This is a genomic window from Gilvimarinus gilvus (assembly GCF_030518155.1).
Taxonomy (GTDB): Bacteria; Pseudomonadota; Gammaproteobacteria; order Pseudomonadales; family Cellvibrionaceae; genus Gilvimarinus; species Gilvimarinus gilvus.
In genome coordinates this window covers 148943-172752 of sequence record NZ_JAULRU010000569.1, presented here as the reverse complement: position 1 = coordinate 172752, position 23810 = coordinate 148943, and the positions used below count along the sequence as shown (strand labels likewise).

The following is a 23810-nucleotide window of genomic DNA, read 5'->3' as shown; positions in this document are numbered from 1 at the left end:
TCGATTTCATGAGTGCGCGCGTAAAAATCTGTGGGATTACCACTGTTGAGCAGGGCCAATTTGCGGTCGCGGCAGGTGCCGATGCAATTGGCTTAGTGTTTTATGCCAAGAGCCCCCGCTGTGTGGACCTTGAGCAGGCTCGTGCTATCGCTTTGGCTTGCGGACCGTTTGTTACGGTGACAGGCTTGTTTGTAAACGCAGCCGCCAGTGCAATAGAGTCGATTCTTGCGAAAGTCCCTCTGCATTTGCTGCAATTTCATGGCGATGAGACCTTATCCGACTGCGAGCGCTTTCACAGGCCCTATATTAAGGCGCTGAGAATGCGCCCAGAGCTGGACCTAGAGGCGAGTATTGCGGCCTATCCGAGCGCTGTGGGAATCTTGCTGGATGCCTATCGGCCCGGCACTCCCGGCGGTACCGGTGAAACTTTCGACTGGCAGCGCGTGCCTACTCAGCCGCTGAAACCCATTGTACTAGCGGGAGGGCTCACACCAGACAATGTTTCTCAAGCCATTGCCACGACCCGCTGTAACGCGGTCGATGTCAGCGGCGGTGTCGAGCTTGGGCCGGGAATGAAAGACCCGGAACGAGTAAAGAACTTTATCGTAAATGCCAAACGCGGCAATCTATAGGTGAGTAAAATCGTGAATGATTTAACCAAGTCCCCAGTGGATTACAGTGCGTTTCCTGACGAGCGCGGCCATTTTGGCCAATTTGGCGGCCGTTTTGTATCGGAAACACTGATCTACGCATTGGACGAACTGCAAGAGATTTACAGCCAGCTGAAAGATAACGACGAATTTCAGGCTGAGTTCGATAAGGACTTGGCGCACTATGTTGGCCGTCCATCACCGCTTTATCATGCCGAGCGTTGGAGTCGCGAACTCGGTGGGGCGCAAATTTATCTGAAACGCGAAGATCTGAATCACACTGGCGCGCACAAAGTTAACAACACCATTGGTCAGGCTCTGCTGGCCAAAATGACAGGCAAAAGTCGTGTTATTGCCGAAACCGGTGCGGGCCAGCACGGCGTGGCTACAGCCACAGTCGCTGCGCGGTTAGGGCTGACATGCCAGGTTTATATGGGGGCGGAAGATGTTCGTCGCCAGGCGCTCAACGTCTATCGCATGAAACTTTTAGGGGCCGAAGTGATTCCGGTAACGTCCGGTTCAAAAACTCTGAAAGACGCTATGAATGAAGCTTTGCGCGACTGGTCTACTAACGTCGATGACACCTTCTATATTATTGGCACGGTAGCTGGCCCACACCCATATCCTCAGTTAGTGCGTGATTTTCAGTCCGTTATCGGCCGTGAAGCACGTGCTCAGTGTTTAGAAATGACCGGTAAATTACCCGACGCACTGGTTGCTTGTGTCGGCGGTGGGTCGAATGCGATAGGGTTGTTTCACCCGTTCTTGAGCGATGAAAGTGTCGCAATGTACGGTGTCGAGGCAGGTGGTGACGGGGTTGAGACCGGTCGTCATGCGGCTCCGCTGAACGATGGCGTCCCTGGTGTCTTGCACGGTAACCGAACCTATTTGATGGAAGACGAAAACGGCCAAATTATTGAAACGCACTCGGTGTCTGCGGGACTTGATTATCCGGGGGTGGGGCCTGAGCACGCTTGGTTGAAAGACCTTGGCCGGGTCAATTATGTGCCAATCAATGATCACGAGGCGCTGGCTGCGTTTCGTAAAACCACGCGAACAGAGGGCATTATGCCTGCTCTGGAAAGTAGCCATGCATTGGCTTATGTGGAGAAGTTGGCACCGACTATGTCGCCGGATCAAATCATCATCGTGAATCTCTCTGGTCGCGGTGATAAAGATATTCTGACGGTCGCTGATATAGATGGCATCACCGTTTAAAACAGAGCTGGAGCTATAGAATGAGTCGTATAAGTAAAACCTTCAGTGATCTGAAAAACGCTGGTCGTAAGGCATTAGTTGCCTACATTGTGAACGGTGACCCCAATCGTGAAGCGACGTTGCCCACTATGCATAAAATGGTGGCTGCAGGCGCGGACATTATTGAGTTAGGCGTGCCTTTCTCTGACCCTATGGCTGAAGGCCCTGTCATTCAGAAAGGCCACGAGCGTGCGCTTGAGCATCATGTCAGTCTTACCGACACTATGGCCGTAGTGGCCGAGTTTCGTAAAGAGAATAAAACGACACCCGTGCTGCTGATGGGATACGCGAACCCGGTTGAGCGTATGGGCTACAGCGTATTTGCGCAAAAGGCGTCGGCGGCAGGTGTCGATGGATTGTTGACCGTAGATTTACCTCTTGAGGAGCTGGAAGGGCTCAAGCAAGAGCTTGCCAGCCGTGATATCGATAATATCTTTTTGCTAGCACCGACGACGAGTGTAGAGCGCGCTCGCCAGGTTGCGGCCCAGGCCAGTGGTTTTTTGTACTATGTTTCTTTAAAGGGGGTTACCGGAGCGGGTCATCTCGATGTGAAAGCAGTGCAACGAAAACTGCAAGAGTTCGGCGCGCTCACCGATTTGCCAATGTGTGTAGGTTTTGGCATTAAAGATGCCGCCAGTGCAAAGGCCGTGGCGGAATTGGCCGACGGTGTGGTTATCGGCAGTGTTCTGGTTGATGCTATGGGCAAAGCGCAAGGGCAGAGCCCAGAGCAGATTGCCGGTGCTGTTGGTGGTATCATTAGTGACATCCGTCAGGCGTTGGACAGCCTGTAACACCCACATCCGAGAAGAACTGATCGAGAGAGAATACGAGCAATGAGTTGGCTAGAGAAACTGGTTCCAAGTGTGGTTCGCGCCGAAGGCCGTAAGGGTACGAGCAGTAAAGTACCCGAGGGGCTTTGGAAAAAGTGTGTTAAATGCTCCGCGGTACTGTATCGCCCAGAGCTCGAACGCAATCTGGATGTGTGTCCTAAGTGTGACCACCACATGCGCATCGGCGCTCGCCGCCGCCTGGACATCTTTTTGGACGAGGGTTCTCGCCAAGAGATTGGTGCGGAAATCGAGCCTGTCGATCGCCTCAAATTTAAGGATGTAAAAAAGTATAAGGATCGCTTGGTCAGCGCCCAGAAAGCGACCGGTGAGAAAGACGCTATCGTCGCGATGAAGGGCGAACTGAAAGGTATGCCTGTTGTGGGTGTCGCCTTCGAGTTTGCATTCCATGGCGGCTCTATGGGCTATGTCGTCGGTGAAAAATTCACTCGCGCGGCAAAAGTTGCCTTGGAGGAGAATATCCCATTGGTGTGTTTCCCGGCAACGGGTGGTGCACGTATGCAAGAGGCGTTGATCTCTTTGATGCAAATGGCTAAGACGTCTGCGGTGGTGGAGAAATTGAAGCAACAGGGGACACCTTATTTTTCAATAATGACCGATCCCGTTTATGGCGGCGTATCGGCATCACTGGCATTGCTGGGTGATATCAACGCCGCTGAGCCCGGAGCCCGCGCGGGTTTTGCCGGCCCCGCTATTATTGAGCAAACCATTCGTCAAAAACTACCGGCGGGCTTCCAGCGCGCTGAGTTTTTGCTCGAACATGGCGCTATCGACATGATTATCCATCGCAGTGATATGCGAGACACGATTGCACGTCTCATTGCTAAATTTACCCGCCGTGTAGAAGCGTCTTAACGCTTAGTGAAGGCTCAATCCCTCGATGAGTGGCTCGCCAGGATCGAGCGAGCTCACCCCACTGAAATTGACATGGGGTTGGATCGTATTCGCCAGGCTGCCGCAGGCTTGGCATTATCCCATCAGGCAAAGGTCGTTACAGTTGCCGGTACCAACGGCAAAGGCTCTTGTGTCGCAGCGACAAGCGCAATCTTGCGCGCGATGGGCTATCGCGTTGGCAGTTACACCTCTCCACATCTAAATCATTACTGTGAGCGAGTTAAAATCAATGGTCATCCTGTCTCCGAGCAGGAGATGTGCCAAGCGTTTGCCGCGGTCGATAGCGCCAGGGGCGCAATCTCGCTGACCTATTTCGAGTTTGGCACCCTGGCGGCCCTGTGGCTATTTAATCGCAAGCAAGTGGATGTGTACGTGTTGGAAATCGGCTTGGGCGGGCGTCTGGATGCGGTCAATATTGTCGACCCGGATGTGGCGGTTATTACCTCTGTTGCGCTTGATCATCAGGATTGGCTCGGCAGTGATAGGGAAACGATAGGACGTGAAAAAGCGGGTGTTTTGCGCGCAGGAAAGCACGCTGTTTGCGCCGATAGTGATCCGCCACAATCAGTTCTGGATGTTGCTGGTGCATTGCAGGTGCCTTTGCGGCGCATTGAACATGATTTTGATTTAAGTTTGACGGAAAAGGGCTGCCGATTTAACAGCGGCTCTATTGAGATAGATTTGCCACAAGTTCATTTACCACTGCCAAGTGTAGCGGCGGCTATCGAGGCGGTGAACCTATTGGTGGGCCTGCCCGAACAACCGTTGCTCCAGCGGACGCTGGGACATTTACACTTGCCGGGGCGCTGCCAACACGTCGCAAAAAATGGCTTCAACTATTTGCTTGATGTCGCCCATAACCCAGCCGCAACACAAATGTTAGCCGCACAAATTGCCCGCAACCAAACTTCCGGATTGCATTATATTTTTGCGGTTATGGCGGATAAGGATATTGATGGTATTCTGGACAACTTGTCCGAGTTGCCCGGTACTTGGTATCTTGCCCAGCTCGACGGCAATGCAAGAGCTGGTGCCGCTCAGGATATTAGGGCGCTGATCGATCAAAGGGCCTGGACTGTGGCCTCGGAGGGGACGATGGCTCAATGCTTATATAAGGTTGAAGCTGCAGCAAAAAAAGATGATCTGATTGTGGTGTTTGGATCCTTTTTTACCGTGGCTGAGGCGCTTAAAATTTTGACTCCCGAATCAATACCAGCGATATAGGTGAGGCTAGGTGAACGACGGTTTAAAACAAAGAGTGATTGGTGCGCTGGTTCTCGCAGGAATTGCTGTGATTTTCCTGCCTGACTTTTTTAAAGAGCAGCAATTGCACCAGGTTGATACCCGCACCCAAATACCCGCTAAGCCCGCTATGACGCCGGTTGTTATCGAAACGCCCAGGCCGATTATTGACGAGCCATTACCTGACCCTGACCACCTCTATTTGCCTGAGTCTGATCAGCCTGTAGCCGAAGACTTAAGCCAGCTGCAGGCCGCGAATGAAGCCTCGGTAGCCGCTTCGAGTGAGCGCGCCGCAGCGAGTGCTCAGCCGGTTGCACAATCGACTTCATCGCAGCCGAGTTCGTTGCCACGCCCTGAGTCGAGCAGTAGTTCGCCAAGCCAACTCTCATCCTCGGCGCCAGAAGAGCTAAATGCCTGGGTTGTGCAGGTGGCCAGTTTGCGCTCGTCCGAATCGGCGCAGCGCTTACGCAAGCAATTGCAGGATCGCGGCTACAAGGCCTATGTTCGCCAGGCGCAAACCGGTCAAGGCGAGGTAAGCAGGGTGTTTATCGGTCCAAAACTGGATAAAGCCCTGGCTGAGACGGTAAAGAATGAGGTAGACCCGGTATTCAAGGTGAATTCTCTGGTATTGCGCTTTAAGCCATAAACCCGCGACATTATGGGTATGATGCGGCCCCGTGCTCTGTTAAAATTTGCGCCTTTCTGGTTATCGGAGACGCCGCCAGCATGAACTGGGCAGACTGGACAATCATTGGCATATTGTCTGTATCTTGTTTGATCAGCCTAAAGCGCGGTTTCGTCAAAGAAGCGCTCTCTCTGGCCGTGTGGGTTGCCGCTTTTATCATTGCTATGCTCTTCAATGACAGGCTTGCCGCCCTGATGACTAACCTTATTGAAACACCATCGTTGCGTGCCATAGCTGCTTTTGCCGCACTTTTTGCCGCGACGCTTATCGTCGGCGCAATGGTCAATTACCTCATCGGTGAATTGGTCAAAATTACGGGCCTATCCGGCACCGACCGTTTGTTTGGTATGGTGTTTGGTTTAGTGCGAGGCGCTGTTGTGGTTATGGCAGCGGTTATTTTATTGCCCGCTATGATTCCGGTAAATGATGACCCCTGGTGGCAAGAGTCACTGCTGATTCCACATTTTCTAGTGTTCGAAGACTGGGCCCGGGAGACAACGTTTCTCATTAAAGATTGGGCGCTGTCCCTGTTTGAAGATGAAATAAACTAATTTTTTGCTCCATACAAAGGTAAGACAACTATGTGCGGTATTGTTGGCATTGTCGGTAAGCGCGACGTTAATACTCAGCTCTATGATGCGCTGACTATTCTTCAACATCGCGGTCAGGATGCCGCAGGTATTGTTACCTGTCAGGGAAATGGAAAGGTAGCACAACAAAAAGCGAATGGTTTGGTGCGCGACGTGTTTCGTACCCGCCATATGCAACGACTGGTGGGCAATATCGGTATTGGCCATGTACGCTACCCAACTGCCGGCAGTTCGGGGCCCGCTCTGGCGCAGCCGTTTTACGTTAACTCCCCCTACGGCATTGCTCTGGCCCACAACGGCAATTTGGTGAACGCTGATAAGCTTAGCGAAGAATTGTTTAAAACCGATTTGCGTCATGTAAACACCGACTCCGACTCCGAAGTACTGCTCAATGTGTTTGCTCATGAATTGCAGCAGCAGGGCAAGTTGATTCCCGCCGAACAAGATATTTTTGCTGCGGTTGAGGGTGTACACAAACGCGTTAGCGGCGGCTACGCTGTGGTCGCACTGATTGCCCGCTACGGCATTGTGGCCTTTCGCGACCCCAACGGCATTCGCCCACTGGTGTATGGCAAGCGTATGACCGATAAAGGTGAAGAGTATATGGTCGCCTCAGAAAGTGTCGCGCTGGATGTGCTCGGGTTTGAACTGATTGGTGATGTGGCGCCGGGTGAGGCGATTTACATCACCTTTGATGGCCAACTGCACCGCAAACAGTGCGCAGAAAAAACGGCTTTAACCCCCTGTATTTTCGAGCATGTGTATTTTGCCCGCCCCGATTCTATTATGGATGGCGTCTCTGTGTATAAGGCGCGCCTGCGTCAAGGTGAGAAGCTGGCTGAACAAATTCTGCAAGAGCGCCCCAATCATGATATCGACGTGGTGATTCCGATACCGGACAGCTCGCGGGTAGCAGGGCAGGCGCTGGCCTACAAAATTGGTGTTAAGTTTCGCGAAGGCCTGATTAAAAACCGTTACATCGGCCGCACTTTTATTATGCCAGGCCAGCAAATGCGCAAAAAATCGGTAAGGCAAAAGCTCAACCCGATTGAGTTGGAGTTTCGCGGTAAAAATGTTCTGTTGGTGGACGATTCGATCGTTCGCGGCACCACCTGCCAGCAAATCATACAAATGGCCCGTGAAGCGGGCGCCGCAAAAGTATATTTTGCCTCGGCAGCCCCCGCGGTGGTTTATCCCAATGTTTACGGTATCGATATGCCAACCACTAAGGAGCTCATAGCCCACGGACGTAGTCATCAAGAAGTGTGTGAGGAAATCGGCGCGGATTGGTTGATCTACCAAGATTTAGAAGACCTTAAAGCGGCATCAGCTGATGGTGGCAGTGGCGTTACCGAGTTTGACTGTGCCGTGTTTGATGGAGAGTATATTACCGGTGATGTCGATAAAGATTACCTCGATAAATTAGAAGCAAGTCGCAAGGAAGGCAAAGTAAAAAAGAAAAAAGAGCTTCGGGCAAAAGAAGAAGAAAGTCCGATAGGTTTGCATAACGACGGTGAAGATTTGCACATTCATTGACGGATAAGATTATGAGTGACGCTAGCGATTTAGCAAAAGCCCTACAGGGTGCGGGTATTGATACTTTGGCTGTTAGAGCGGGTCAGGTAAGAAGTGCGGAAGGCGAGCATAGTGAGGCTTTGTATTTAACGTCTAGCTACGTATTTGCCAGTGCCGCAGAAGCTGCTGCTCGCTTTTCCGGTGATGAACCCGGTAACGTTTATTCGCGTTATACGAATCCCACTGTGAGGACGCTTGAGCAGCGTATCGCCGCAATGGAAGGCACTGAGAGTGCGGTGGCAACCGCTTCGGGTATGGCGGCAATATTGTCGACCTGTATGGCGCTGTTACAGGCCGGTGATCATATCGTGTGTTCGCGCAGTGTGTTTGGCACTACGACGGTTTTGTTTAACAAGTATTTGGCGCGCTTCGGAGTACAGACCAGTTTTGTCGACGCTACCGATTTTGAAGGTTGGCAGGCGGCGATGACGGCCAAGACAAAATTGGTTTTCGTCGAAACGCCCTCTAACCCTTTATGTGATGTTGTTGATATAGAGCGGCTTGCAGATATTACGCACCGTGCCGGCGCCTTGTTGGTGGTCGATAATTGTTTTTGCACCCCTGCGCTGCAAAAACCCATTGATTTTGGCGCGGATTTAATCGTGCACTCAGCGACTAAGTATATTGATGGTCAGGGCCGTTGTCTTGGCGGTTTGGTTGCCGGTGCCAACAAATACATTGACGAAGTGCTTGGATTTATTCGAAGCTCAGGTCCGACCATGAGCGCGTTTAATGCGTGGGTATTTTTGAAAGGCCTGGAAACGTTGCGTTTGCGCATGGATGCTCACAGTACCAATGCTCTCGCACTGGCTCACTGGCTGCAGAGCCAGCCGCAAGTCAGCAAAGTATACTATGCTGGCTTGCCTAACCATCCGGGACATGCTCTCGCTGCAAAACAGCAGCGTGGTTTCGGAGGCGTTTTGTCGTTTGAGGTGGTTGGTGGTCGTGAGCAAGCTTGGCAGACTATCGATGCCACTCAGATATTATCTTTAACGGCCAACTTGGGCGATGCTAAAACCACTATTGTGCATCCGGCTACGACAACTCATGGTCGTTTGAGCGCAGAGCAAAAAGTCGAGGCAGGCATAACGGAAAACCTGATCCGTATTGCGGTAGGGCTGGAAGATATTGACGATATTCAAAAGGATATCGCAGGTGGTTTGAGCTCGCTGTCATAAAGAGGTGTTAGGTGAGAGAAAGCGTTCAGAACATTATTGATGAAATTGGCAAGGTTCTGTTAGGTAAAGAACCTGAAATTAAATTGTCTCTCGCCTGTCTTTTTGCCAATGGACATTTACTGATTGAAGACTTGCCCGGCATGGGGAAAACCACCTTGGCGCATGCTTTGGCGAAAGTGGCGGGCTTGCAGTATCAACGTGTGCAATTTACTAGTGATATGTTGCCTGCAGATGTTCTGGGTGTTTCGGTGTTTGATGCATCGGCCAATCAATTCTCGTTTCACGCCGGCCCTGTGTTTACTCAAGTATTGCTGGCTGACGAAATAAACCGGACTACACCAAAAACGCAGAGTGCGTTGTTAGAGGCTATGGAAGAGCGTCAGGTCACTGTAGATGGAAATACTCGCCCGCTGCCGAACCCATTTTTTGTGATCGCAACGCAAAACCCCCAGTCGCAAATGGGTACCTTTCCTTTGCCTGAGTCTCAATTGGATCGATTTTTGATGCGTATCAGCCTGGGTTATCCCGATCAAAAAGCCGAGCTGGCTCTTTTTAAAGGTGGTGATTCCCGTAGGCTCATTGCTGATTTGAAGACGCTCGTCTCGCCAGAAGCGCTGGTTGAGACACAGAATCAAATTGCACAGGTCCAAGCCTCAGATGCTCTTTTGGGCTATTTGCAACGGTTAGTACATGCGACCCGCCACGACAGCCAATTTGCCCACGGATTGTCACCGCGCGGAGCGCTTGCGTTGTTGCATGCAGCAAAAGCGTGGGCCTATATGCACAACCGTGATTATGTCATCCCGGAGGACATTCAGGCGGTGTTACCTTCGGTGGTGTCGCATCGTGTTCTAGCGGCAGGGGTGCCAGATTCTGGCCAAATAGAGCAGTTACAGCAAAGTGTTGATATTTTATCTGTTAATGGCTGATCGTTTTAGTTAGTCGTCTCTTAAAATACATGAGTGATACCTGTATTTTAGGATTATCCCTATTATTCCTGCTTGATTCGGTGGTTTTCTCGACATTTCCGATATTTAGAGCTATAGGTTAAAGGTAGGCGCATGAAATCGCACTTCTAGCTAATGTGCCAAGAGATCTTTGGTGAGGCCTCTTCATGGCGGCGACATTTTTTGGACAGTATTTGCAGATCAAAGGCATTATCGATCGGGAGCAATTACTTCAAGCTTTAGCTTTGCAAAGCTCGAGCAATAGATCTTTCGGGCAGCTGGCCGTCGATGAGGGGCTGCTCAGTGCTGCGCAAAGCGCGCAAATAAATTTACGACAACGCGAAACCGATGCTCTGTTTGGCGAGTTGGCTGAATCACTGGGTTGGTTGACAGGCGCGCAGGTCAGCCAATTGTTGGCGCGTCAGCAGCTGGATCATGTCACATTAGGACAGGCCCTGATAAACCTTGGGGTGTTGACCGATGCTCAATTGCAGCACCTATTGGCAGATTACCACTATTGGAATTTACGCAACCAGCGCGAATGTAACAGGCGCGTTTCACAGAGCCCATTGGCGCCTCATGTCGACGGATTTACCTACTTATTGGAACGCCAGCTACAACGAGAGTATGGTCTATTCTCGCAGCCAAGTTATGTGTTGACTAAGCATCCACTTACCTTTCCGGAATGGACTTGGCGGATGGTGAGCGACACTGTCAGTTCAGTGGTTGGCGTGGCGCCGGCTCCCTCTTTTGTTCAAACCTTGAAGCAGCGGCAGCAGGTCATGCAAGACTTTGAGCTGGCCGGCCACCTACAAGGGCAACCTGTGTATGCAGCCGGGGTATCACCTGAAGATTTTTTTGGTCGTTTGCTAAGACAACTGGCCGAGGAAATTAATCACAGTTGGTTGGAAGAAATTGATGATGCAGGCTCGAGGCCGTCTGTATCGGGAGATAGCTTGTGTATCGGATATTCGATTGAAGGAGAGCCGTTGCAAGTTTATTTTTGTGCCGCGTAATATGATAGGCTGTGCTCAATAAGTTATTGGATAGGCCACCGTGCGATTGAGCAACCGTATTGAAGCTGTGTTTTGGCGCTGGACCGAGAAGCGGGTGCCGCGCTCGCGCCAGGTGACATTACGGCATCGATCCATTTACGTTATTCCCAGTAAATCGTCACTAGGCTTCACGGTGGCGATTTTTTTGTTGTGGTTGCTGGGCACTAATTATCAAAACAACCTTATTCTGGCCGCCAGCTTTCTGCTGATGGGGCTTTTTTTTGTATCGATTATTCATGCTTTTCGCAATTTATCTGGCTTAACTTTAAGTGTAAACGCACCGTCGCCCGGGTTTTGCTGCCAGATGGTCAATGTGCCTATAGAGCTATCGACTGCGGAAAATATGGCGGCGCATGATCTGTGGTTGGGTATGGCACCGGATGGCCTCGCTCAAGCTGATGTCCCGCAAGGTGCTGCCGCAACAATTGCTCTGCAGGTGCTTCCAGAAAGGAGAGGGTGGCTGCAGCCGGGCAGAATAATAGTGAAGAGCTATTATCCACTGGGGTTGGTGCGGGTTTGGTCGTGGGTTTATCTGGATACCAATATACTTATTTATCCGCAACCGACACCTCCAACGTTTGTGGACCATCTGGGGCGTGGTGGCGAGAGTGAAGAAGGTGCCCGTATTCAAGCCGATGACGATTTCATGGGCTTTGTCGACTATCAGCCCGGTGCGCCCTTATCGCAAGTGGCATGGAAACTGTACGCGCGTGGGGCGGGTTTACACCTCAAGCAGTATGGCGGTGCAGAGCGCGCTAGCTTTTGGCTGGACTATGAAAATCTAACAGGCGGTGTTGAGCAGCGCCTGTCTGGCCTTTGCTATCTTGCCCTGGAGTGGCATCAGTCAGGACGAGATTTTGGATTAAAGTTACCGGGACAGACAATTTCCGTGGCCGCAGGCGAGGCTCATTTACACCAAGTGCTTAAAGCGCTCGCGCTCTACCAACCGGAGTCCGCCAAGTGAAGGTCTCCTTTAGTCTTTCGGTCAAAGCCTTGCGTTGGCTGTTGCTGTCTCAATTATTCATTGTAGCGCCATTGGTGTTGCAGCTACCCATCTGGTTAACCATTCTCGCATTTGCGCTTATCGTATGGCGGTTTCAGCTAAGCCGGGGGCTCTGGTATTACCCTGGGCGCTGGCTCAAGGTATTAGTTGCTGTTGCCGTTACGGCAGGGTTGGCAGCTACCTTTCGCAGTTTTGCGATGGACGCTATGGTCTCGCTTCTGGTTGCCGGATTTGTCCTAAAGCTGACTGAGCTGCGCACCCGCAGCGACGCATGTCTGTTAAGTTATCTCGGTTATTTTGTAATAGGCACCCAGCTACTCTATACCTCGGGGATCATCGGGGCCTTTTATGCGCTGGTATGCGTGCTGTTGGTTAGTGTCACTGTGATGGTCAATCACGCGGGTGGCGGCAATGCCACGGTTGCTCTGCGATCGCTAAGAACAATAACAATAATGCTCATGCAAGCAACTCCATTTATGTTGGTACTGTTTTTTGTCGTACCGCGCGTGGGGTCGTTGTGGACGGTACCTCTTAACAATGCCGCCGGTACTACCGGCGTCAGCAGTAGTATGTCGCCCGGGGATTTCTCGTCGTTAATGGAATCTTCAGACGTGGCGTTCCGCGCAACTTTTGAAGATGAAATTCCCGAGCCCCGGCAGCTATACTGGCGGGCATTAGTGTTGGATCATTTTGACGGGCGGACCTGGACTCAGAGTAATCCCCAAGATGTTAAAGCGCGCGGGTACGTTCGCTGGCGAGACTGGCAGTCGCAAATAGAAGTTTCTGATAAACGCTATGATTATGAAATATTGCTGGAGCCTACGGATGAGAATTGGCTCTACGCACTTGCCGCGCCAACTGAGTTTTCTCGTGATGTTTGGATGAGTCGTGGAATGACGCTCTATCAAAAGAACCTGGTCTCGCAGCGCCAGCAATATACAGTGAGTTCATATCCATCTTACACCGTGCAGGCTGAAGGGATAAGCGATTATCTGCAAAGAAGTTCCCTGCAGTTACCTCGCAACTTTAACCCATATACCCGTCAGCTTGCCAAAAGCTGGATGGCCGAAGCGGGTAGCCCGGAAGCATTGATCCAGCGCTTTTTGACTTTCATTGAGAATCGCTTTCACTACACCCTTCAGCCTTCCGTGTTAGGAAAGCACAGCATCGATGAGTTTTTAACTGACACCCGGGCGGGCTTTTGCGAACATTTTGCCGGTAGCTTTGTATTTTTCATGCGCGCGGCGGGCATTCCGGCACGTGTGGTAGTCGGCTATCAGGGGGGGAAGGTTAATCCCGTCCAAGGTTATTTAACAGTTCGTCAGTTGGATGCCCATGCGTGGGCTGAGGTATGGCTAGAAGCAAAAGGTTGGGTCAGAGTCGATCCTACGTTTGCCGTAGCGCCAGAGCGTATTGATCGCGGCGTTGAGTTTTCGCTTGGCAATGCAGGCTCCCAATTGTTAGGGGATGCATGGAGTCGCCGCTTCTATGTTTTGGCGAATTTGCGGGATCGGTTGGACGCGTTTAATTATCGCTGGCACATTTGGGTTATGAACTATGATGGCGAACAACAAAAAGCCTTTATGCAGCGTATATTTGGTGACTCGGCTCCGTGGCGTATAGTCGTGTGGGTAAGTGGTATCTTTGCTCTGATTATAGCGGTCCTTATGCTTCCCGGTGTTTGGCGCAAGAGCAGGAACCGGCAACCTTTAATACACCGACTTTACCTGCGTATGTGCCGTTACTTATCTGCTTTGGGGTATCAGCGACACGTTGGCGAGGGCGCCCGAGATTTCGCCCTTAGGGTCTCGCGTGACAATCATGAACTAGGTGCGCTTGTTCTGGAGGCGAGCGATTTGTTCGAACGCCATGTCTACCAAAATCAACCAATTTCTATCCCCAGGCTGCGGCTTCTGGTACATAAAATCAAAGCAAGAAGGTTGTTATCGCCCTTTAGGTAAATACTGGTGCGTGGAGCCGTTTTCTGCACCAAAAATAATCACCCCTTCAATGTTGGCACCGTAATGGTGCTCTCGCCTGCACAAAAATCAACCATGGCAGTGCTAAGTTGCTGATATATATGCATATAGTTAGTGGGCATATATTGTGCATATAATTTGTCGCGCTCCGATAGAGTGCGAAAGTGAAGTGTATGACACGTTCTTACATTTAGGTGTGCCAATGCGGTGCATGCGTGGGGTGGTTTTTTAATAATAATGCGCCCGAGCATAAATACGAATGCCACTGAAAGACGACGAGAGAGTAGTAAATTTCTATGAATAAAAAATTGAATTTCGGACTGCTAACCACCAGTTTGATGGTTTTGGCCCCGGTGGTAAATGCGAGTGGGCTGGATGGCGCCAATACGGCTTGGATACTTACGGCTACGGCATTGGTCTTGTTCATGACGCTGCCTGGTTTGTCGCTGTTTTACGGCGGTTTGGTGCGCTCGAAAAACATTCTTTCGGTGCTTATGCAGTGTTTTGCGATTGCCTGTATCGCGTCGCTGCTTTGGCTCATTGTTGGATATTCTTTAAGTTTTGGTGAGGGTAACGCGTACATTGGTGATTTTAGTAATGTACTGTTTGCCGGCATGGGACGGGACACCTTGGCAGGTGATATACCTGAGCCATTATTTGCTTTGTTTCAGATGACTTTTGCGGTGATTACACCTGCATTGATTGTTGGCGCGTTTGCTGAACGTATGAAGTTTTCCTCGATGTTAATATTCTCTGCCTTCTGGCTGCTTGCGGTCTACGTACCTGTATGCCATTGGGTTTGGGGGGGCGGATTTCTCGGCCAGTGGGGGCTACTTGATTTCGCAGGAGGCACCGTCGTTCACATAACTGCCGGTGTCGGTGCCCTGGTGGCTGCGCTGGTCATTGGCCAGCGCAGCGGGTTCGCAACGACAGCCATGCCTCCGCATAACATGACCATGACCATTACCGGTGCGGGCATGCTCTGGGTTGGCTGGTTTGGTTTTAACGGTGGCAGTGCCTTGGCTGCCAATGGCGATGCTGCCATGGCGATGCTGGTCACGCACATTTCCGCTGCGGCGGGCTCTTTAGCCTGGATGACCATAGAGTGGATCAAATTCCGTAAACCCAGTGTTCTGGGTATTGTGACGGGTATGGTGGCAGGGTTAGGTACCATTACGCCAGCCAGCGGGTTCGTTGGCCCTGGTGGTGCTTTGGTGATTGGCCTTCTCGCCGGTGTTATTTGCTTCTTTATGACTCAGGTCGTTAAGCGCGTGTGGAAAATTGATGACTCATTGGACGTGTTTCCGGTGCACGGTGTCGGCGGCATACTGGGCACTTTGTTGGCTGGCGTGTTCGCGTCACCGCATCTAGGAGTGTTCAGCGGTTACGGATTCTCCGATGCGGTCAATGGCATGGGTGAGCAAGTATGGGTTCAGTTTCTTGGGGTGGTTATCACCTTCACATACACAGCCGTCGTGACGTGGATCTTATTAAAGATAACCGGTGTACTTACTTCGGGTTTGCGGGTTACAAAAGAAGAAGAGCAGATTGGTTTGGATATTACTATGCATGAGGAGGAGGGCTACAAGTTGTAGCGCTCAGCCCTGGTATTTGAATGCCCGCCCACAGTGGTGGGCTTTTTTAGGCATGCAGAATGAACAAGGCTAGTGAAAGGCGATAAGTGCCGCAGTCACTGCTACGTTTAGGGACTCTACGCCATTGTTCATGGGGATTTTAACCCAGTCGCTGCAAGTGGCTTGTGTGGTATCGCTCACGCCGTGAGTTTCATTGCCGAGGACAAATACATTATTGCCGCTTGGGCACTCGTTCAGCGTGTTCTGTGCGCGTGAGGAAAGGCCGATTATCGCGCATTTCGAGTCTTTTAATGCGCGCAGGGCATCAGCCAACTGCCCATCCAGCCGAACAATAGGTGCTCGAAACACAGTGCCAACACTGGCCTTGATTGTCAGAGGATCGATTTGAGCGCAGCCTTTGCTGGGCAGTAATATCGCATCAATATTGCCGGCGCAAGCCGATCGAATAATCATACCTAGATTCTGAGGGTTGGTAATACCGTCGAGCGCAAGAATTCGAAAGTCTCTGTTAAGGGCATTACTTTTGATCTGCTCAACCAGTTGATCGAGTGTTTGGAAGCCCGGGCACAGCAAATCGGCTGCGACTCCCTGATCCTGCTTGGCATTGCGGGATATTCGCGATAGTGCCTGTTTATCGTGGTGCAATATTTCAGCACCCTTACTCGTTGCTAATTCGCTAATTTTACGAACCAAATCCCCGGGTTTATTACTGCTGGCCAAGTGCAAGCGGTGGACCTGTATGTCTTTGTTTTCAAGCGCTTCGAGCACAGGCTTGCGGCCATACACGGTGAGCATACGGCTAAAAAAACGTTTGCGGGCAAGGTAGTGATCGCTGTCACCTTGGTTCATGGTATTACCCCTAATAGTACAGAAGCCTGCGGTTTTGGTTCTGCACAGGCCGGCAGGGGTGCGAGCATACTTTATTTTGCGCGCAGATAACAATCTTCGTCATTGTCGAGCAGAGCGGCGAGAACGTCGCTGCGGCTGATGACTCCAACCAATTTACCTTCGCTAATAACGGGGTAAATTTTGGGCTTTTGTGTGATCATTTGCTGCGCCACCTCAACCACTGAATGATCGGGCTTAAAGCTAAGTACCTGGCTCGACATAACACTTGCCACGGCCGGTGGGTCTTCACAGTAGAATGCGCCCTGTAGAATCTCCTTAATGCAATCTTGCTCAGACACAAACCCAATGACGGTGCGGCTTTCGTCAATGACCGGAGCCCCAGTCATTTTAGCCGCGAGCAATTTGTGCACTGCCTGCAATAAATTAGTGTTGCGATCAAAGGCAACAGGATCGGATTGCATATAGTCCCGTACGAGAATCGAATGCATAGACGCCTCCTTTGGGGTATCGGATATCGCTTTTCTAAAATTGTAGCTTACCGCAATGCTTATTGCTGGCAGATTTGGAGATAGGATTTTACCGCAGCGCTCATGCCCATCTTTAAAGCGTCCACGGTTAGGGCGTGGCCGATAGACACTTCCTCAATACCGGTAATAGTCAGAAAGTCGGGTAGGTTACTCAGGTTCAGGTCGTGACCGGCGTTAATACCTAAGCCACATTCTCGCGCCACTCGGGCTGCCTGGTCATATTGTTGCAACAGTGCCCGACCGGTATCCGTTCCGTAGTGTTGAGCGTAGGGTCCGGTATAGAGTTCGATACGGTCGGCGCCGCAATCGCGGGCCATTCTAATTTGCTCTGGGTTCGGATCCATAAACAAGCTGATGCGAACATCAAGCGCCTTTAACTGTTGAATAACAGGTTCTAGCAATTTTGCGGTGGTGTGTAAGTCAAAGCCATGATCGGACGTAAGTTGGTCGTGGCTATCAGGCACCAAAGTGCACTGGTCCGGTCGCGTTTCCGCCACTAATGCTAGAAGCCCTGGATAGTCGCCTTGCGCAGGGGCGAAAGGGTTGCCTTCTATGTTGAACTCAATACCTGAGTTGACGCGGCATAACTGCGCCAATTTGCGCACATCAATGGGTCGAATATGACGTTGGTCTGGACGTGGGTGAACGGTAAGGCCAGCTGCTCCAGCGGCAAGACAAAGCTCACCGAACTCGTAGACGTTCGGAAAATTGCCCTCTCGCGAGTTGCGAATAAGGGCTATCTTATTCAAGTTTACACTGAGTGCGGTGCTCACTGGGCGATCATATCCTTCAATTTCGATGTAGGTTGTGCTTGCTTATAGTGGTTGCCGCGTTCGGTTTTGAGAATTCGAACGGCTGCATTGGGGGCATCTGGATAGGCACGAAAAATGCCGCGCGGTTCACTGACAATAGCGCGAACAACATTCTCCCCCGCAATGACTTTACCAAACACCGCATAGCCGGGCTTGTTTTCTGAGCCGTCGAGCGATTCGTTGTGTTTTAAATTAATGAAAAACTGACTGGTCGCAGTGTCAGGCCGATTTAGGCGCGCCATTGATAATGTGAGATAGGTGTTTTTTAAACCGTTATCTGATTCATTTTTAATGGGATCGAGTGTCTCTTTACGATTGAAGTCAAACGTCAAACCGCCGCCCTGAACCACAAATCCCGGTATTACGCGATGAAAGATGGTCCCTTCGTAAAAACCACTGTCTACATAGGCGAGAAAATTCGCAACGGAAATAGGAGCCTGTTGCGGGTAAAGCTCTATCAGCATGGGCCCTAAATCGGTCTGTACCGTGACATAGTGTTCGGATTTGTCGGTTTCAGCCGCTTGTTCGGTTTGCTCGGCGTGGCAGGGCAGGGCGAGGCAACTTAATGTGAATACGGCAAGTAAAACAGAGCGAATGTTGTACATAGAAAAGTCCTTACAATTAGCCCCACTCAGAGCGACGTTTGCGACGGCCAAAGGCCTGTAAAAAGAAAGAAAGGGCAATGCCCGCAATGAGAATACCGGCACCGTAGATCCACTGTTGATATGTTTGACTGGTCATTAGCCGATGGTTTTCTGTTTTCAATACTTCGGCCCGCGTTTGCAGCAGTTGATGACTCTCGCTGAGCTTTTTATTTTGTTCGTTTAGAGCAACAGCGTTGGCAGAGAGTTTCTGCAGTGCATCAAATTCACGCTGAATGTTGTTATATTGAGTATTCAGTTCTGCGAGCTGGCTTTGAAGTAGGGTGTTTTCTTGCTCTAAGGTTTCGTTGGTGTCAAGTAGTTGAGTTTGATCGCCATCGAGTTGCGCCATTTTAGACTCGAGTTTGGCCAGTTTAATGGCTGCGGTTGGCTCGGCTAGAAGGTACTGTGAGCGAACCCATCCTTCCAATCCGCCATTGGTGCGCACTTGCGACCACTCGGTTTCACTGTCGTCTGTGTCTGTTTGCAAAAGCTCTAATTGGCTGCCGCTGGCCAGTCCACGATGCACAATACGGTACTCGTTTCCCATGCCGCTGCGCAGTGGAACGCGCAACTCATCGCTGATGTAGCGTTGCTCGGCGTAGGTGCAATGATGGAACAAGATCGCCCCTAGGCAAATGGCAGTGGAAGCAATGGTTGATAACTTGGCCTTTATCACGTGAATACCCTTATCTGTAGCAGTGTTTAGCGCTTGTATTGTAGCCTAAAGAGCAATGTTTACCTGTCAACCCCATCACAACCAAGTGGCTACTCTTGTGACTATGCTTATACATAGAGGCGGCGCTCTAAGGTAATACTTTTTTAAACGGCTTAACACTTACGTGTTGATACACACCGGCGTCGACGTAGGGATCTGCGTCGGCCCACGCTTGCGCATCAGCCAATGAATTGAATTCGGCTACGATCAAAGAGCCGGTAAATCCAGCGTCTCCCGGATCATTAGCATCGACTGCGGGCAGCGGGCCTGCCAAAATTAAACGGCCTTTGTCGCGCAGATCATTTAAACGGGCAATATGAGCCGCGCGCGCTTTGGCGCGCAGTGGAAGGCTATCGCTGACATCTTCACTTACGATGGCATAAAGCATGGAAAATCCTTAGATTCAATGGGCGTTAATAACGTCTTCGAAGTCGAGCTCGGTTAGTTTGCGAATGCGCTGGAACAAATACAACAGGGCGATCACCATGATGATCGTCGCGGGAAGAGCGATAACGGGGAAGCTTAGCGCGGTCATTTTTCCTAATTCGGCATTAAATTCTGCGGTGCCCGGTGGGCTTTGCAGCAGCCATTTTGCCAGCACGTAATTGAGAAATGAACTGAGGAAAAAGGAGCAAGCGACTAAATAGGAGGCCATGTTGAGCGCCCGGTCAAATGCTTGGCCGTTGCCGCGCTGGGCTAGGCGCTCGCCAATCAAGTCAGTCTTAAGGACCTTGTCATTGTAGAGAAAAGTGCGCACCAACGGGTAACGTGTTTTCATTGAAACCAGAGTGGCAAGGCCGATAATCCCGGGGATAGCGGCTTCTTTTATAGCAATATACTGGGGGTCTAGCTCCATTAGGCTGATGCCGCCGGTCAACAAAATACTGATCGTGCCGAGTATGGAAAATGCGTTAAATTCACGGCGGGAAATGAAGTCTTTAATTCCGTAAATTAACGGAAAAGCCAGGGCGACCACCAGTGCATTGCGAGTACCCAGGTACTCGTCACCGCTTAACTTAGTGAGAATCAATGTCGGGATGACGATATTGAGCAGAATGTTGAGAAACAAGCTCTCTTTTTGCGGCTTTTCTTTGGTGGTCGTAGCAGTGGGCTCGTCTATAGCACCTGTTGAAGCGACTTTTGACTGTTTATCGGTGGCAGAATCGGTCATGATGTATTCACTTTACTCAGGTCATCTTAGCGGCTTGGGCATGATAGCGTTATAAAGTACAAAATTATACGCCAGAAGCGAGGATTTTAGTTGACCGTCGATTTACATATGCACAGTACCTGCTCAGATGGGGCTCTCTCGCCCAGGGCGTTGGTTCAGCGAGCTTGCGAGCAGGGCGTGTCGATGTTGGCACTGACCGATCACGACACCTTGGCGGGAATCGCCGAAGCTAAGGCTGAGGCCGACGCTTTATCCATACAATTTATCAATGGCATTGAATTTTCCAGCCGCTGGGGCAAAATCGGGGTCCACATTGTCGGGCTTAATATGGATATTAGCGGTGTGCAATTGCGTGAGCGCGTCGCTCAGCAAGCTCGTGCGCGGCGTGAGCGCAATGAAATCATTGCTCAGAAGTTAGACAAGCTGGGTGTTAAAAATGCTTACGAGCGAGCCTGTGCACTGGCCAGCGATGAGCCAGGGCGGCCACACTTTGCCCAATTGTTGGTTGAAGATGGGCTTGTGATCGACACGGCCCGGGCGTTTAAAAAGTATTTGGGGTCAGGCAAAATGGGCGACATTCGGCTGCAATGGCCGCAAATCGGCGAGATCGTCGCGAGCATTAAGGCTGCGGGAGGGGTTGCGGTTTTGGCTCATCCAGCCAAATACGGTTTAACGAGAACAAAACTTAGGGCTTTAGTGGCCGATTTCGCCGAAAGTGGAGGCGAAGCGATGGAAATTATCAGCGGTCATCAAGTCGCGGGTGTCGCGCAAAATTTGACGAATATAGCGCAGGAGTTTGGGTTGTTGGCATCGCAGGGCAGCGATTTCCATAGGCCCGGGCAGCCTTGGCAGGAGCTGGGGGCAATTGCTCCCATGCCAGCTGGTATTGTGCCGGTTTGGCGCAATTGGCTGTAGGTCCCCCCCGAAAGTGCACATTGTGCTCTGATTGCGAAAGAAAATAAGTTAATTTACGATATTTGCCACTATCTGTGTGTAATCCTGTTTGTATAACGCCCGCCTGAAAATTATAATACTCGTTTCCGGCCGAGAGGCCCTACAGCCTGAGATAAGGATGGTGAAGTGGCTCAATTTTTTCAGGTACACCCCGATAACCCGCAGCCGCGCTTGATCTCACAAGCCGTTGATATTGTTCGCAGTGGCGGCATAATCGCTTATCCGACGGACTCGGCCTATGCCCTGGGCTGCCACATTGGCGATAAAATGGCGCTCGATCGTATACGTATGATGCGAAAGCTCGACAAAAATCACAATTTTACGCTGATGTGTCGAGATTTATCGGAAATTGCGACTTACGCCAGGGTCGATAACCAAGTTTTTCGCCTGCTTAAAACCCATACCCCCGGACCCTATACCTTTATTTTGGAGGGTACATCGGAAGTGCCGCGGCGCCTGCGCCGCCCCAAGCGTAAAACCATTGGATTGCGGGTGCCAGACAACAAAATAGCACTCGCATTACTGGAAGAGCTTAACGAGCCTCTCATGAGCAGTACCTTGTTGCTGCCCGGAGATGAGTTCCCGCTAACCGATCCCTACGATATACGCGATACATTGGAGCATCAGGTGGAGTTGATTATAGATGGTGGGTTTTGCGGTCTCGAGCCGACCACAGTAGTAGGGCTCACCGACGGCACACCAGAGCTTATTCGCGAAGGCAAGGGCGATTTTTCTGCTTTGCTGGCTGATTGACAGGGCTAGGCGCGCCGCCTTTGCCTCTCTATAATCGCCCAAACACGAAAGACTCGACTGGCGATTCGATATTATCCTGGGAACCGGGGCAACTATGAATGAAACTGCTGAGCCACAAGAAGTGGACAATGTAGCGGCGGAGCCTACCGCAGGGGTGGCTTCGGAGCCCGGCCCGGAGCAGGGTGAAATGCCGTTTGCGATAGTCCAGGGGCAAGCTTACACCCAGCTGCCTAAAGACTTGTATATTCCGCCCGATGCCTTGGAGGTGTTCCTGGAGGCCTTCGAAGGGCCTTTGGATTTATTGCTTTACTTAATTCGCCGGCAAAATCTCGACATTTTAGAAATTGATGTGTCGCAAATCACGTCGCAATATATGGCGTATGTTGAGCTCATGGATGCGGCGCACTTTGAGCTGGCCGCGGAGTATCTGGTGATGGCGGCCATGTTAGCGGAAATTAAGTCGCGAATGCTGCTGCCGCGTTCGGTAGAGGAGGAAGAGGAGGGCGAAGATCCGCGCGCGTCCCTGATACGTCGGTTGCAAGAGTACGAGCGCTTTAAACAGGCCGCCGAGGATATCGATGAAATACCGCGCCTTGGTCGCGATGTTCATCAGGCGCATGCTGAGGCGCCTGACCGCAATTTAACTCGACCCGATCCAGAGGTTGAGTTGCAAGAAATTTTACTGGCGCTATCGGAGGTGCTGAGGCGCGCCGATATGTTTGAAAGCCACCATGTAGAAATGGAGCGGCTTTCCACACGTGAGCGTATGGCACAAGTGCTTGATCGTATCGCAGGTAAGAACTTTGTGCCTTTTGTCAGCTTATTTACGGTGCAGGAAGGCCGGCTTGGTGTGGTTGTTACTTTTCTAGCTGTCATGGAGTTGATCAAAGAGTCTCTGGTGGAAATTGTCCAGAGCGAATCATTCGGTGCAATACACGTTAAAGCGAAAACGCAATAATATGGAACTACGGCAACTACAAATCATTATCGAGGGCGCGCTGTTAGCAGCGGGTGAGCCTCTGTCTATCAAGAAGCTAGAAACTTTGTTCGACGAAGAGGGTGTGCCAGAAAGGGCACTGTTCGAGCAGGCTTTGGCAGAAATCGCTATTGCGTGTGAAGCGCGCGGCTTTGAACTTAAGGAAGTGGCGACTGGCTGGCGATTTCAGGTGCGCGAGGAACTCGCCCCCTGGGTTAATCGTTTGTGGGAAGAAAAGCCGCAAAAATACTCTCGGGCGCTGCTCGAAACCCTGTCTCTCATTGCTTATCGCCAACCCATTACCCGTGGCGATATCGAAGAAATTCGCGGCGTAGCCGTGAGCTCCCATATTATTAAAACGCTGACCGAACGCGAGTGGGTAAAAGTGGTAGGGCAGCGCGATGTTCCCGGGCGCCCGTCATTGTACGCGACTACTCGACAGTTTTTGGACTACTTCAATCTCAAAAGTCTCGATCAGCTGCCTACTCTGAGCGAGATTCGCGATATTGATGAAATTAATTCGGCACTGGATCTGGGTGATTCTACAGATGCCGGCCAAGCTGCCGATGCAGCTCAAAGTGATGACGCTGTTGCGGCAGCGCAGGAGCTGGCCGAAGCGACGGTAAGTGATCAAGGCGACGCCGAGCTGGATGCGCGCGAGACCGTGGAGTCGGCCTCGGCGGTCGATGGGGCAAATCCGCCCGAAAGTGATATGTACGCTACAGACGATGACGTGTTCGAGCCTGTAGATGAGAGTGACCAACCCGCGGTCGAAGAGGCTTCGGCCGATACTGATGGCGATTTTGCAAGTGAATCCGGTGACAGTGTAAGCAGCGATGACGAAGCGCTCACCTCCGTTGCCGAAGCTGAAACCGACAGCGACGAGCGCAGCGTTTAAAAAGACGCCTATT

The 23810-nt window shown here is 51.2% G+C and carries 25 protein-coding genes; 18 read left to right on the top strand and 7 right to left on the bottom strand.

The genetic code is table 11. The features are described 5' to 3' along the window. Nucleotides 1–8 precede the first annotated feature (8 nt). From QWI17_RS11390 to QWI17_RS11325, 14 genes are all read left to right on the top strand, one after another. Complete coding sequence (locus QWI17_RS11390; protein ID WP_302722630.1) at nt 9–632, top strand: phosphoribosylanthranilate isomerase; 624 nt, start codon at nt 9–11, stop codon at nt 630–632. A gap of 12 nt (nt 633–644) precedes the next feature. Continuing rightward, nucleotides 645–1868 carry a tryptophan synthase subunit beta gene (gene trpB / locus QWI17_RS11385; RefSeq protein ID WP_302722629.1) on the top strand — a complete coding sequence of 408 codons (1224 nt, stop codon included), beginning with the start codon at nt 645–647 and terminating at the stop codon, nt 1866–1868. Between the two features lie 20 nt (nt 1869–1888). Then, the gene (trpA, locus tag QWI17_RS11380; RefSeq protein WP_302722628.1) at nt 1889–2698 is read left to right on the top strand and encodes a tryptophan synthase subunit alpha; all 810 of its coding nucleotides are present in this window, start codon (nt 1889–1891) and stop codon (nt 2696–2698) included. A gap of 42 nt (nt 2699–2740) precedes the next feature. Continuing rightward, nucleotides 2741–3610, top strand: a complete 870-nt coding sequence (gene accD / locus QWI17_RS11375) for an acetyl-CoA carboxylase, carboxyltransferase subunit beta (RefSeq protein ID WP_302722627.1) — start codon at nt 2741–2743, stop codon at nt 3608–3610. Between the two features lie 6 nt (nt 3611–3616). Further along, complete coding sequence (gene folC, locus QWI17_RS11370) at nt 3617–4873, top strand: bifunctional tetrahydrofolate synthase/dihydrofolate synthase (protein ID WP_302722626.1); 1257 nt, start codon at nt 3617–3619, stop codon at nt 4871–4873. Nucleotides 4874–4883: 10 nt separating this feature from the next. Next, the gene (locus QWI17_RS11365) at nt 4884–5537 is read left to right on the top strand and encodes an SPOR domain-containing protein (protein ID WP_302722625.1); all 654 of its coding nucleotides are present in this window, start codon (nt 4884–4886) and stop codon (nt 5535–5537) included. An 80-nt stretch (nt 5538–5617) separates the two neighbouring features. Next, nucleotides 5618–6127 (top strand): CvpA family protein, encoded by a 510-nt coding sequence (locus QWI17_RS11360; protein WP_302722624.1) that lies wholly within the window; start codon nt 5618–5620, stop codon nt 6125–6127. Between the two features lie 30 nt (nt 6128–6157). Continuing rightward, a complete protein-coding gene (gene purF, locus QWI17_RS11355) occupies nt 6158–7702 on the top strand; it encodes an amidophosphoribosyltransferase (protein ID WP_302722623.1) in 1545 nt (514 codons plus the stop codon). An 11-nt stretch (nt 7703–7713) separates the two neighbouring features. Beyond that, entirely contained in the window at nt 7714–8919 is a 1206-nt protein-coding gene (locus QWI17_RS11350) for an O-succinylhomoserine sulfhydrylase (RefSeq protein ID WP_302722622.1), read from the top strand. A gap of 11 nt (nt 8920–8930) precedes the next feature. Continuing rightward, entirely contained in the window at nt 8931–9848 is a 918-nt protein-coding gene (locus tag QWI17_RS11345; RefSeq protein WP_302722621.1) for an AAA family ATPase, read from the top strand. A 185-nt stretch (nt 9849–10033) separates the two neighbouring features. After that, nucleotides 10034–10882 carry a hypothetical protein gene (locus QWI17_RS11340; protein ID WP_302722620.1) on the top strand — a complete coding sequence of 283 codons (849 nt, stop codon included), beginning with the start codon at nt 10034–10036 and terminating at the stop codon, nt 10880–10882. 40 nt (nt 10883–10922) lie between these two features. Beyond that, nucleotides 10923–11885: a DUF58 domain-containing protein gene (locus QWI17_RS11335; RefSeq protein WP_302722619.1), complete on the top strand. Its 963-nt coding sequence runs from the start codon at nt 10923–10925 to the stop codon at nt 11883–11885. After that, entirely contained in the window at nt 11882–13885 is a 2004-nt protein-coding gene (locus QWI17_RS11330) for a transglutaminase TgpA family protein (RefSeq protein WP_302722618.1), read from the top strand. Before QWI17_RS11335 ends, QWI17_RS11330 begins: the two co-directional genes overlap by 4 nt. 356 nt (nt 13886–14241) lie before the next feature. Then, nucleotides 14242–15498 carry an ammonium transporter gene (locus tag QWI17_RS11325; RefSeq protein ID WP_302722792.1) on the top strand — a complete coding sequence of 419 codons (1257 nt, stop codon included), beginning with the start codon at nt 14242–14244 and terminating at the stop codon, nt 15496–15498. A 69-nt stretch (nt 15499–15567) separates the two neighbouring features. Here the strand turns inward: QWI17_RS11325 and QWI17_RS11320 are convergent, their stop codons facing one another. The 7 genes from QWI17_RS11320 to QWI17_RS11290 form a co-directional block, all read right to left on the bottom strand. Then, on the bottom strand, nt 15568–16347 hold the full coding sequence (locus QWI17_RS11320) for a TrmH family RNA methyltransferase (RefSeq protein WP_302722617.1): 780 nt from the start codon (nt 16345–16347) through the stop codon (nt 15568–15570). Between the two features lie 71 nt (nt 16348–16418). Then, the gene (locus QWI17_RS11315) at nt 16419–16835 is read right to left on the bottom strand and encodes a CBS domain-containing protein (RefSeq protein WP_302722616.1); all 417 of its coding nucleotides are present in this window, start codon (nt 16833–16835) and stop codon (nt 16419–16421) included. A 59-nt stretch (nt 16836–16894) separates the two neighbouring features. Then, the gene (locus QWI17_RS11310; RefSeq protein WP_302722615.1) at nt 16895–17647 is read right to left on the bottom strand and encodes a pyridoxine 5'-phosphate synthase; all 753 of its coding nucleotides are present in this window, start codon (nt 17645–17647) and stop codon (nt 16895–16897) included. Continuing rightward, nucleotides 17644–18291, bottom strand: a complete 648-nt coding sequence (locus tag QWI17_RS11305) for a peptidylprolyl isomerase (protein ID WP_302722614.1) — start codon at nt 18289–18291, stop codon at nt 17644–17646. Before QWI17_RS11305 ends, QWI17_RS11310 begins: the two co-directional genes overlap by 4 nt. A gap of 16 nt (nt 18292–18307) precedes the next feature. Then, nucleotides 18308–19006 (bottom strand): TIGR04211 family SH3 domain-containing protein, encoded by a 699-nt coding sequence (locus QWI17_RS11300; protein ID WP_302722613.1) that lies wholly within the window; start codon nt 19004–19006, stop codon nt 18308–18310. 127 nt (nt 19007–19133) lie between these two features. Beyond that, nucleotides 19134–19433: a YciI family protein gene (locus tag QWI17_RS11295; RefSeq protein ID WP_302722612.1), complete on the bottom strand. Its 300-nt coding sequence runs from the start codon at nt 19431–19433 to the stop codon at nt 19134–19136. A 15-nt stretch (nt 19434–19448) separates the two neighbouring features. Further along, nucleotides 19449–20216, bottom strand: a complete 768-nt coding sequence (locus QWI17_RS11290; protein ID WP_302722611.1) for a VC0807 family protein — start codon at nt 20214–20216, stop codon at nt 19449–19451. A gap of 90 nt (nt 20217–20306) precedes the next feature. Here QWI17_RS11290 and QWI17_RS11285 point away from each other — a divergent pair, with 90 nt between their 5' ends. From QWI17_RS11285 to scpB, 4 genes are all read left to right on the top strand, one after another. Beyond that, on the top strand, nt 20307–21131 hold the full coding sequence (locus tag QWI17_RS11285; RefSeq protein WP_302722610.1) for a PHP domain-containing protein: 825 nt from the start codon (nt 20307–20309) through the stop codon (nt 21129–21131). A 165-nt stretch (nt 21132–21296) separates the two neighbouring features. Beyond that, nucleotides 21297–21923: an L-threonylcarbamoyladenylate synthase gene (locus tag QWI17_RS11280; protein WP_302722609.1), complete on the top strand. Its 627-nt coding sequence runs from the start codon at nt 21297–21299 to the stop codon at nt 21921–21923. A gap of 94 nt (nt 21924–22017) precedes the next feature. Next, nucleotides 22018–22881: a segregation and condensation protein A gene (locus QWI17_RS11275; RefSeq protein ID WP_302722608.1), complete on the top strand. Its 864-nt coding sequence runs from the start codon at nt 22018–22020 to the stop codon at nt 22879–22881. Nucleotide 22882: 1 nt separating this feature from the next. Further along, nucleotides 22883–23797: an SMC-Scp complex subunit ScpB gene (gene scpB / locus QWI17_RS11270; RefSeq protein WP_302722607.1), complete on the top strand. Its 915-nt coding sequence runs from the start codon at nt 22883–22885 to the stop codon at nt 23795–23797. Nucleotides 23798–23810 lie beyond the last annotated feature (13 nt).